The sequence below is a fragment of the Colwellia sp. Bg11-12 genome (assembly GCF_014076955.1).
Classification (GTDB): Bacteria; Pseudomonadota; Gammaproteobacteria; order Enterobacterales; family Alteromonadaceae; genus Colwellia_A.
In genome coordinates, this window is the sequence record NZ_JACGUZ010000071.1 from 155,870 (window position 1) to 167,930 (window position 12,061).

The window sequence follows — 12,061 nt, forward strand, 5'->3', positions numbered from 1 at the left end:
CAACTATTTTAAAGACTCATTGATCCAGTTTAAATAACTATTGTCGCCTTGCTGGATGTTCATGGCGATAATTTCAGGGGTATCATAACGATGTAAGCGTTTTATTTCATTAGCTACCTCGTTAAATTTGTCGCTTTGTGTTTTTATGATTAACTGTATTTCTTCATCACTTTCAATCGTATCTTGCCAGCGATAAATAGAGATAACGTTAGGAATAATATTGACACAAGCGGCAAGCCTTTCTTTTATTAGGTGTTGTGCAATAAGTTTTGCATTGTTTATATCAGGGCAAGTACACATTATTACTTGAAACATTAACTGACTTTCCTTAACAAAAGCTTAAGTGCTTTTAATTTAAATGAGTCACTGGTCATTATTTGAAATCCTTTGTTATTACCTGATGCTTGAAAAAGACCTGCTCAACCCCATATATGTTTCATCTTATATCAATTTTCTTAATGAAGAGATGTTAAATGTTTCGATTTTTATTTATCCTTTTTATTGCCGTGCCTATTATCGAAATTATGGTACTGATTAATGTTGGCGCTTGGCTTGGCGCATGGCCAACGATTGCGATTGTTATTATTACCGCATGGTTGGGCGCAAAAAATGTTAAGCAGCAGGGGATTGCCACCTTAAACTCAGTACAAACTAAAATGGCACAAGGCGAAATGCCGTCAGATGAAATAGTTGCAGGACTACTTTTACTGGTTGCGGGCATACTTTTGGTGACCCCAGGGTTTGTTACTGACATTTTTGGATTATCATTGCTGATACCGAGTGTTAGAAGCCTGTTAATAAAATCAGTGCAGTCGCGTCTTGTTATGAATCAAACCGCAGCGGGTTTTACTTATCAAAGCTCGGTACATACACAACAGGAAGAGCCCGTTTCATCCGAACCATTTGAACATCGTTCAGACACCAAAAAGCCGATTGCACATCATCAAGGGGAAACGCTTGAGGGTGAGTATGAGCGCAAAGAATAAAAAATGTTTTAACGGGGCTTGTGAAGTTTTAAATTAGCCCCATCTTTAATTGCAACAAAGTTTTATAACCTTTTATTTTAAATTTATTGAGAGCGAACAAACTCTCAGGAGAAAATTAATGAGCATTCGTCCATTACATGACCGCGTAATAATTAAACGTAAAGAAATAGAATCAAAATCAGCAGGTGGTATTGTTTTAACAGGAAGTGCTGCAGAAAAATCAACGCGCGGTGAAGTTATTGCTGTGGGTAACGGTCGCATTTTAGAAAATGGCGAAGTACGTGCTTTAGACGTAAAAGTAGGTGACCAAGTTATTTTTAGTGAAGGTTACGGCGTTAAAACTGAAAAAATTGATGGCGAAGAAGTTTTGATCCTTTCTGAATCAGACATTTTGGCGATTGTTGAGTCATAGTAACGTTAATGACTTTATATAAACTGTAGGAATTCGTTAGGCTAAGCCTCAACTTACAGTGCATAAATTATTGTAGTCGAACGATGTTCGACAAACTAACAAAACATAGGAAGAAACAACATGGCTGCAAAAGACGTATTATTTGGTAATGACGCACGAGCAAAAATGCTACGTGGTGTAAATGTTTTAGCTGACGCAGTAAAAGTTACATTAGGCCCTAAAGGTCGTAATGTTGTATTAGACAAATCTTTTGGTGGTCCAATCATCACTAAAGATGGTGTTACTGTTGCAAAAGAAATTGAATTAGAAGACAAGTTTGAAAACATGGGCGCACAGATGGTGAAAGAAGTTGCTTCTAAAGCCAATGATGAAGCCGGTGACGGAACAACTACCGCAACTGTTTTAGCGCAAGCTATCGTTAACGAAGGTTTGAAATCAATCGCTGCGGGTATGAATCCAATGGATTTAAAACGTGGTATTGACCAAGCAGTTATTGCTGCTGTTGAAGCGTTAAAAGGTTTATCGCAAGAATGTAGCGATAACAAAGCGATTGAGCAAGTAGGTACTATCTCTGCTAACTCTGACGAAACAGTGGGTAAAATCATTGCAACAGCGATGGAAAAAGTGGGTACTGAAGGCGTAATTACTGTTGAAGAAGGTCAGGCATTAACTGACGAATTAGACGTTGTTGAAGGTATGCAATTTGACCGTGGTTATTTATCTCCTTACTTTATCAACAACCAAGAAAGTGGCACTGTTGAATTAGAAAGCCCATTCATTTTATTGGTAGACAAAAAAGTAGGCAGCATTCGCGAATTACTTTCTACCTTAGAAGGTGTTGCAAAAGCAGGTAAGCCATTATTAATTATTGCTGAAGATGTTGAAGGTGAAGCCTTAGCAACATTAGTCGTAAATAACATGCGCGGTATCGTTAAAGTCGCAGCGGTTAAAGCACCTGGTTTTGGTGACCGTCGTAAAGCAATGTTACAAGATATAGCGACATTAACGGGTGGTACGGTTATTTCTGAAGAAATCGGTATGGAGCTTGAAAAAGCAACATTAGAAGATTTAGGCCAAGCTAAGCGTGTTGTTATCACTAAAGATAATACAACGATTATTGACGGTATTGGTAACGAGGCTGATATTCAAGGTCGCGTAATGCAAATTCGTGGTCAAATCGAAGATTCATCTTCTGACTACGATAAAGAAAAATTACAAGAACGTTTAGCTAAATTAGCTGGCGGTGTTGCGGTTATTAAAATTGGCGCAGCAACAGAAATTGAAATGAAAGAGAAAAAAGCCCGTGTTGAAGATGCATTACATGCAACTCGCGCTGCGGTAGAAGAAGGTGTTGTTGCTGGTGGTGGTGTTGCATTAGTTCGCGCTGCTGACCTTATTAAAGATCTTGAAGGTGCCAACGAAGACCAAACTCATGGTATTAACGTTGCAATTCGCGCAATGGAAGCACCATTACGTCAAATCGTAGCTAACTGTGGTGATGAAGCTTCAGTCGTATTAAACGAAGTGCGTAACGGTAAAGGTAACTTCGGTTACAATGCGGGCAACTCTACTTACGGTGATATGCTAGAAATGGGCATTCTTGACCCAACTAAAGTAACGCGTAGTGCATTACAATTTGCTGCTTCTGTAGCCGGTTTAATGTTAACAACTGAAGCTATGATCACTGATTCACCAGTTAAAGATGCCGGCGCTGGCGGTATGCCTGATATGGGCGGTATGGGTGGAATGGGCGGCATGATGTAGAGTGGGGCTTTAACTCTATTCTTGTGTAATTCAAATCATTAAACGAAAGCCCGAATAGCGATATTCGGGCTTTTTTTCAACCCTATCTAGTTTTCTGGTGAAAGGATATCTTGTCAAATGATCATTATCTAAAGAAGGAGAAAATGAAAAGTATAAACTACCCAGGTGCTCACTGTGGGCTTGGTTTAGAAACGTTTATGCTACGTTATTCATTTCGAAAAGAGATCTTCTATTTTTATCAACTAATCAAGTTTTCCTTTTACAAAAAAACCATAAATATCGGCATTATCCATATTGCAGGTGGATGTATAATTATGTTGCCTGAGTGATTAATATAGGGAGGGAGATTATTTATACTTATGTCCTTAATATAACCTTTTGATATAAAATGAAAAATCATAAATTAGATACGTTCATAAACTCTAAACGTGATATTTTGTAAAAACAAATTTTTTGGTAAAGATAAATATCATCCATGTGGATCCTTACTGATCTTAACTTTTCCGAAAATATAAATAGGATCTATACTATATTTTTTCTGTTATTAGTTAATATTTTTGCTAGATGTAGACCTACAATCAGTAACAACTAGGATTTTTTATAGTCGTATTAAGTATCAAAATTCAGAAAATTATATTTATGGGTAATGATAAAATATTTATGAAATAGGTCTTTGATAATATATTAAAAATAAAAACATTATAATTTTTCATGTTATTCATAAGAAAGAGCATAATGTAAGAGCGTATACCGTTGAATAGAGGTATTGTTCATTGAAATTAATCTATTGCATGCTTATAGTTAATGCTAAGGTTTTTTGTGGACTTCAATATAATATGCAGGTGTTTCCTTCACGCTTTTCTTTAAAGTTTGTAGTTCCTTTCTTTCTATTATCTTTTTTCTCTTCTGCTCAGATGCAGGAAGTACTAGTTGTAAATGAACAGAGGGAATCGGCGTCAAACGTAGATTTTTTAGTCTTATCAGAACCATCAAATATAACCCCAAAGCCACATCCAATGTTGGAAGTCATCGTGGTAACGGCACAGAAACGCACTGAAAACATTCAAAAGGTGCCGGTTTCAATATCGGCTTTTGATAGCCAATCATTGTCGAGCTTGGGTATTCTCTTGCCATCAGATATTGCTCAACAAACGCCAAATCTACAGGTGTCAGAACCTTATGGAGATGCGCAGCCTATTTTCACATTACGTGGAATTAGTATGACGGATTTTAATACCAATCAATCTAGCCCTGTTGGTATTTATTTCGATGAGTCACCAGTTGAGGCATCTTTTATGCAAGCTTCACAGTTGTTTGATATTGAGCGTGCCGAAGTTTTACGTGGTCCTCAAGGAACGTTATATGGTAAAAATACGACCGCTGGAGCTATCAATTTTACGAGTAGAGTCCCTGAATTTGAGCGAAATGCACGCTTGCATTTATCCTACGGCAATAATAATAACCTTCGCGTTTCAGGCGCAGGTGAAACCGTATTTCTTGATGATACTTTGGGACTAAGAACCGCTTTTACCTACAGCGACAGTGATGGGTTTTATGAAAATAACTATGAAGGCGCTGAAGATTTACGAGAAATTAACAATTGGGCGCTTCGAACCTCGTTACGTTATAAAACAGAGTCGATTGATGCAATATTACGTTTACAGTCGGGTAAAACGCTTGGCAATACGGCGGGTATTATTGCTAAAGGGCGAGGTCCAAATGGTTATGATGTGGCGGGCTTTTTTAGTGGTGGCGTAATAGAACAACGTATTGAACAAAACTATGATGACTTTGAAGGCTCTGAAGATAAAGTGGGTGCCTATAACACAGAAACAGATAGTCTTAATTTAACCGTAAAAGGTGCATTGACAAAAGATATTGATTATACCTCCGTGACAGCATGGTCGAAGGGTAAAGCGTTAAATGAAAACGGCGATGGTTCACCTGTCTCAATTCTTGAAATAGATTGGAGTAGTAAGATTGAACAGTGGTCACAAGATCTACGTTTAACGACCAATTTTGAGGGCGACCTTAATGCTATTGTTGGTGTGTTTGTAAGTCACGATAAAATGAAAATTCAAAACGACCTGAGCTTTTTGTTATTCACTGAGTCTTTAGGAGTGCCTTTTGATCCTTCTTTGGCGACCAGTGGTTTTACAGTGGGTCAAAGCTATCAACAACAGCGTGATTCTAAGGCTATTTATACGCACTTAACCTACGACATTAATAAGTTGTTAGAAGGTTTCTTGGGGGTGCGTTATACCAAGGATAAAGGAAGACTTTCTAATGTACATTCATGGGTGGGCGATTATGATGCTAATCACGTCTATGACTTAATTGTAGATCAGTCATCTAAGCGTTACAACGATGACAAAGTAAGCGGTAGTATGGGGTTGAAATATCAATTATCCGATGAGTTTATGCTTTATGGTAGTTATAGTCAGGGGTATCGCAGTAGTGCTTTCAATGGTGGTGCAACCTTCAGCACAACTGAATTGACAATAGCTGAGCCTGAAACGGTAGAGGCTTACGAAATTGGGATAAAGTCTCGTTGGTGGGATAACCGCTTACAGTTTAATGGTGCGCTATTTCACAATAATTATAAGAATCAACAACTGGTTAATATTGTTGGTGCTGTACGATTTCTGGAAAATGCAGGTAGCTCGTACATTGATGGTGCAGAATTAGAGTTTCGTGCGCTACTGTCCGAAGACTTATCAATTAATATCGGTCTTGGTTTACTCGATACAGAGTATGATGAACTTAGCTTAACAAACCCGGCTACAAGTTTACCCGTTGACCTTTCTGGTAACGAATTACCTTCAGCGCCCAGTGTAAATATGAACATTTCTGTGGATTACATTGCGGCTAGGGGGAGCTGGGGAGAGGTATCAATGCACTTTAATAGTCAATATGTGAGTAAACAGTGGTTCTCTGCTTACAATGATGACTATGGGTATGAGGGAATTAAAGCAGACGGTTATATGCAGTCAAATGCTAGGTTTACTTGGTCGTCTGCAAATGAAAGTTATGATGTATCACTGTGGATTAAAAATATTGAAGAAAACAATGAGCCCGTTTATGCCATTAATGCACAGCAAACGTTTATGTTTGATTATTATATTATGCCAATGCCTCGGCATTTTGGTCTTGATGTAAATTTGCGATTTTAAAAACCTCTGCTATTTAACTATTGCTGTGTAGCGCTTCTAGTCTTATTAGGTTGATTGACTTTATGTTAAGAAAAACATTCATATATGCTAATGCTTTGTTGTGTGTCGCTCTGTTGTGTGTTATGTCATTCAGTGTAAGTGCTACAAAGGTAGAGCCGCTAATATTAAATTCTTCTACCGTTGACCGAGACTTTAGCGATCTTGTCACATATTACCAAGCAGACGACGTACAATTTCCTGCCGGTTTAGATGACATACCTGGGTGGCTTGAAGATAAAAAAGTATTACCTCCTACAGCAATCAACGCCAGTGGAGATAAATTCTGGTTTGTGATAAAAATTTATAACCAGTCGGAATACAGTGACTTTGTTTTGTACCCCTATAATACGTTAATTGAGGAAATGCGCTTCTCCATTTATTCTCAAAACGGAGTACAGCAGGTATTCTCAGGAGAAAACTATCCAACTGAATACGATTTTCATTACGGTAATAACATCACACTAAATAGAGGTGAAACACACTATATTATTGGTTTTATTGAAAGTAGCTATTTTTACTTATCACTTAATATACGTGTCACACCGGTTGAAGCGTTTAAAGATCAAGTTACGCTAGAAAATTTAATTGTTGTACTGTGTTTGGGGATCGGACTCTCGCTGTGCATCTATAATTTTTTGATATACATGGCTTTTAAAGATCTCAGTCATCTTTACTATTCATTATTTACAGGATCATGGGTTTTCTATTGGACTCATTTTCAACTGATTTTCCCTCGAATATCAGGCGACTCTTATCCACATCTACATTGGTTAGGTGTTGCTCTGATGATAGTTTTTGGTATTTATTTTTATTCACATTTTTTGAAGTTGAAAGAGTTTCATCCAAAACTAAATAAACTTTCCATTTACTTTGCTCGCTTTGTTATTTGTTGCATACCTGTTGTTATGGCAGATCCTGGAACAGGATTTTGGTTGTTGACGATAACAAGTAGTATTTATGTGCTGTTAGCTTTTTATGCGGGTATCTATTCTTGGCGACTTGGTTTTAGGCCTGCAAGATATTTTGTATTGGCATATATAACGCTATCCGTGCCGAATATGCTTAATAATTTGATTACGTTTGATCTATTACCTCCTATAAGTATTACGGGATATCTTTTGGGGCTGATTGGTTTTGCCTTGGAATCTATATTACTTGCTTTTGCGATGGCCAATAAATTTAGTTTGATTAATGAAGAAAATATAGAATTAAATAAAGGCTTAGAGGTTAAGGTTGATCGAAGAACTTCAGAGCTTGCAGTATCTAACTTAAAGTTAAAAGCAGCCAGTGAAGCTAAATCTGACTTTTTAGCAAAAATGAGTCATGAAATACGTACACCGATGAATGCGGTGATTGGTTTAAGCCGTTTAACTCTTAAAACTGACTTGGATAATGAACAAGAAGAGAATATTAAAAGTATTTTGGAGTCAGGTGAAGACCTATTAATATTAATTAATGAAATTCTCGATTTTTCGAAGATAGAAGCGGGTAAGCTAACTCTTGAAAAAAGTTCATTCTCATTAGAAAAGTTATTATGTAGAGCAATCAATCTTAATGCTTTAAAGGCTCATGATAAAGGTCTTGAGTTGATTCTGCATGTAGATAAAAATATACCTCCCAAGCTTGTAGGAGATTCTTATAGGCTCCAGCAAATCCTTGTTAATTTAATTAGTAATGCCGTTAAATTTACTGAAATAGGAACTATCTGTATCAAATTACAGATTAAAGAAGACAGGAAACAACAGTTAATGTTGCAATTTTCTGTTATTGATACAGGCATTGGCATGACTGAGGAACAGCAATCCAGATTATTCCAGTCTTTTTCTCAAGCAGATGATTCTGTGACACGAAAATATGGGGGAACAGGTCTTGGCTTAGCGATATCAAAACAGCTGAGTGAATTAATGGATGGAGAAATCTGGCTTGAAAGTGAAGCAGGTAAAGGTGCCGCGTTTCACTTTACAGTAATGGTAGACAAAGTCGATTTCAACTCGGAAATATTGGTTGATAAAAATAAGTTATCAGGGCTGAAGGTACTTATAGTCGATGATGCTCCTCTGGCTAGAGTTGTATTGCAGTCACTTCTAAATGACCTCGGTATTCATGCTGATGAAGCTGAATCAGGTAGAGAGGCAGTTGAGTTTATTAAACGCTCTGAAAACGATGATATTTACTATGATATTATTTTTATGGACTGGCGAATGCCCAATATGGATGGCATTGAAACTGCGCGTCATATTAGTGAGTTGGCTATCAAGAAATCTCCATATATTCTAATGGTTTCAGCTTATGACAAATACGCGGCTCAACCACTCATCAGTGGTACGGCTATCCAAGGATTTATTGAAAAACCGGTTAATCAATCGATATTAATAGATTCTATTATGAATGTTCTACCACCTCTTATGGAAGTGCGGCCGAGCACTTTTAAAACCCAAGTTACTACGCCGAATTTAGCTTCGTTTCATATTTTATTAGTGGAAGATAACTTTCTTAATCGTAAAGTAATGTTAGGTTTTTTGAAGGAGACGAATATTCAGGTAGATATTGCAGAAAACGGTTTGATAGCTTTGGAAAAGTTACAGAAATCGACTTACGACTTAGTTTTTATGGATATTCAGATGCCGGAAATGGATGGATTAACTGCCACTAAAGAAATTCGCCAGACATTGAAATTGGTTGATTTACCGATAGTCGCGATGACAGCCCATGCGATGCAAAGTGATGTTGACAAAAGTCGAGAGGTTGGCATGAATACTCATCTAATGAAGCCGATTGATCTTGATGTTTTGTATAAAACATTGGTCAGTTTTTTGAGTGTGAAGGTTGAAACGAATGTAAACACATCTATAGAGGCAGAATTCAATATTGATAATACGGCTGTTTTACTCGCTGATATTCCTAAAAATATGCAAGACCAATTATCCTTAATTATGCAGTTAAAAGGAATTAAATATGATTTAGCCTTAGGGAATTTAAAAGGCAATATTGAGTTTTACTTAGGTTTAATAAACGATTTTGTGAATGGTCAAGAAGGGAAAGAAGTCCTTGAACAGTTGTATCAAGAGGGCGACTGGGAGACTCTCCATCGTATTATACACTCACTAAAGTCGAATGCTGCTTATATAGGCGCTGTTGAATTATCGACATTATGTGATGAGCTGGAATACACCTTACAAGAGGGATCCCCAAACAGGGCTTTATTTGATATAACATTAAAGGAATTGGATATACTACTTACAGAGATTGCTCGCATAATTAATACCGCTCAAACTGAGTTAACAGTTTCATTTTCAATCAAAAATCTACTCAATGATTTGGATAAAATAAGACCGTTGCTGAAAGCTTCTGATTTTTCAGTGGAAAAATATTTACCCGGAATACAATCAATGTGTAAGGATAGTGAATATTCATTTGTTATTAACAAAATAATTGAACTTGTTGATAATATTGAGTATGAAGAAGCATCGGAATATGCCGATAAACTGTATGCTCAAATTAGCCATTAGCCATGTAGAATTTATCTTTGTCTAATATCTGAGTATAGCTGGAAAAAATATTTATGAAAAATTTAATATCTGAGCGACAAACTGTCTTAGTCATTGATGATGAAAAAGCTAATCTTAAAATCTTAAGTGAACTTTTTAAGTCAAAGGTTAATATTATTTTGGCAAAAAATGGTACGCAAGGTATTGAAAAAATAATAAAATTTAAGCCTGATCTTATTTTATTGGATATTATCATGCCGGGAATGAGTGGGTTTGAAGTTATCAAGCAACTGAAAAAGAATAAGGAAACTTCTGCTATCCCTGTCATTTTTATTACAGGTCTGACAGATGTGGTCGATGAAAGTCAAGGCTTGGCACTAGGTGCCTGTGATTATATTCAAAAACCTTTTCACATTGATATAGTACTTGCGCGTGTTAATCTACATTTGAAATTGGCAGAGCAGCGCATACAGCTTGAGCAGTTAGCAAATTTAGATTCGTTAACCTGTGTCCCTAATCGTCGAAAGTTCTACGAAATATTTGCTCTTGAGTGGCGAATGTCCGTCAGAAAAAACACACCTTTATCTCTGATTATGATTGATATAGATTATTTCAAACAATATAACGACCAATACGGGCATGCGGCAGGAGATCAAGCTTTAAAAATGGTGGCACAAGTGATTTTTAAGCAATTAAAAAGACCTTTTGATTTTGTTGCTCGTTACGGAGGCGAGGAATTTGTGGTATTGCTGCCGAACACTCCAGCTCAAGATGCATTTAGTATAATGGAATCTTGTTGCCAAGCTGTGGAAGACCTGAAAATAGAGCACGAAAAAAACACCTGCAATAAATACCTGACAATCAGTATTGGTGGAGTCAATTGTTTTCCAACGCAGCAAATGTGTTCTGAAACGACGTTTAAGTTGGCTGACGATATGTTGTATCAAGCAAAAGAAGAAGGACGAAATTGTGTTGTATGGCACAGTTAGCTTTCAGGAAAAAATCGTTGGTTTCTGTTTTTTTGTCACTATTTATTCCAAAATTTTTTATTTATTAACTGGACGCTATATGTAAAAGGAATTACATAACAGATGGGTCGATGAACTATCTGTTTTTGATAGGGTGTCATAGAGAAAAGTACTTTTGCTATCTGGTGAAGCTAACCTATAACAGAGCCGAACATTTAGTTTGTGACCAAGCTAGAAATGAAATGGTTGTTAACAGCATCAAGCAGTCTGTTAATAATGACAGGTCAGTCATGGTGCTTACCGAAAGAAAAGAGCACATTGAATTACTTGCTAAAATGATGACTAATAAGGGGATAAAGGTTGTTGAACTACATGGAGGTATTTCAACAAAGCGAAGGCAGGAAGGAATAGCTTTATTATCTGATAAGGCTGAGGGAGATGAAGCTTTAGTCATATTGACTACATGAAAATACGTTGGTGAAGGTTTTGATCTACCGCATTTAGATACTTTATTTATAGCACTACAGATAGTTTGGGAAGGGATTTTAGCGCAATACGCTGGACGAATTCAGCGAGAATGGAGTAGTAAAACTGTTATTTAAGTTTACGATTTTATTGATGATTTCCCGATATTACAGCGTATGTGGAAGAAACGGGAAAAAGGTTATAAAGCGTTAAGATATCAATTCAATGAATAAAAAAAATTATTGATTTGAGTCGAAATGTTAAAAGAGAGGGGGAGGGTTATAATAAGGGTATTTGATTTTCAGAATATTTCGTGCCCATATCTGTGTGGTCTATAGCTCGTATGGGCGGCATGATGTAATAGATTATGCTGGTCTAAATCAGTGGTAACAGTGTTACTTCGTAACTCGTTTAAGGAAAACTAAACAGCGTTGCGAAGTGCCTTGTTCTAACATGATTTATTCTGCGCATAAATAGTCATATCATTTATAGCTCAACATCGAAAAAGCTCGAATAGTAATATTCGGGCTTTTCTATTTATTACTGTCTGTAAATTTCAATTGTTAATCGTGTGAATGCATAGTACCTGCTAAGTTTAATATCCCCGGTTATAACGTTACATGAGTCAAAGTAAATCACTCGTCAGAAGTTATATAGGCTTTTAATATCGGTAAATTTATCAATAAATTTGACTGTAAATAAAAAATTATCCTGCTAAGTTTATTTGCTATAGTTAAAAGTCAGTCATATCAAATAATATCAGTTT

The 12,061-nt window shown here is 36.6% G+C and carries 8 protein-coding genes; 7 read left to right on the forward strand and 1 reads right to left on the reverse strand.

Features of this window, described 5'->3' with window-relative positions:
* Positions 1–3 precede the first annotated feature (3 nt).
* Positions 4–315, reverse strand: a complete 312-nt coding sequence (cutA, locus tag H4J39_RS09605) for a divalent-cation tolerance protein CutA (protein ID WP_182227750.1) — start codon at positions 313–315, stop codon at positions 4–6.
* A 158-nt stretch (positions 316–473) separates the two neighbouring features.
* Here cutA and H4J39_RS09610 point away from each other — a divergent pair, with 158 nt between their 5' ends.
* The 7 genes from H4J39_RS09610 (at position 474) to H4J39_RS09640 (ending at position 11,297) form a co-directional block, all read left to right on the forward strand.
* The gene (locus H4J39_RS09610; RefSeq protein ID WP_182227752.1) at positions 474–986 is read left to right on the forward strand and encodes an FxsA family protein; all 513 of its coding nucleotides are present in this window, start codon (positions 474–476) and stop codon (positions 984–986) included.
* Positions 987–1,104: 118 nt separating this feature from the next.
* Positions 1,105–1,398: a co-chaperone GroES gene (locus H4J39_RS09615; protein ID WP_182177327.1), complete on the forward strand. Its 294-nt coding sequence runs from the start codon at positions 1,105–1,107 to the stop codon at positions 1,396–1,398.
* 120 nt (positions 1,399–1,518) lie between these two features.
* Positions 1,519–3,162 carry a chaperonin GroEL gene (groL, locus tag H4J39_RS09620; RefSeq protein ID WP_182227754.1) on the forward strand — a complete coding sequence of 548 codons (1,644 nt, stop codon included), beginning with the start codon at positions 1,519–1,521 and terminating at the stop codon, positions 3,160–3,162.
* Between the two features lie 773 nt (positions 3,163–3,935).
* Positions 3,936–6,335: a TonB-dependent receptor gene (locus H4J39_RS09625; protein WP_182227756.1), complete on the forward strand. Its 2,400-nt coding sequence runs from the start codon at positions 3,936–3,938 to the stop codon at positions 6,333–6,335.
* Between the two features lie 62 nt (positions 6,336–6,397).
* Positions 6,398–9,883, forward strand: coding sequence for a response regulator (locus H4J39_RS09630; RefSeq protein ID WP_182227758.1), 3,486 nt, complete (start codon positions 6,398–6,400; stop codon positions 9,881–9,883).
* A gap of 53 nt (positions 9,884–9,936) precedes the next feature.
* Positions 9,937–10,851, forward strand: a complete 915-nt coding sequence (locus H4J39_RS09635; RefSeq protein ID WP_182227760.1) for a diguanylate cyclase — start codon at positions 9,937–9,939, stop codon at positions 10,849–10,851.
* A 164-nt stretch (positions 10,852–11,015) separates the two neighbouring features.
* Positions 11,016–11,297: a helicase-related protein gene (locus H4J39_RS09640; RefSeq protein WP_182227762.1), complete on the forward strand. Its 282-nt coding sequence runs from the start codon at positions 11,016–11,018 to the stop codon at positions 11,295–11,297.
* The last annotated feature ends 764 nt before the right edge of the window (positions 11,298–12,061 follow it).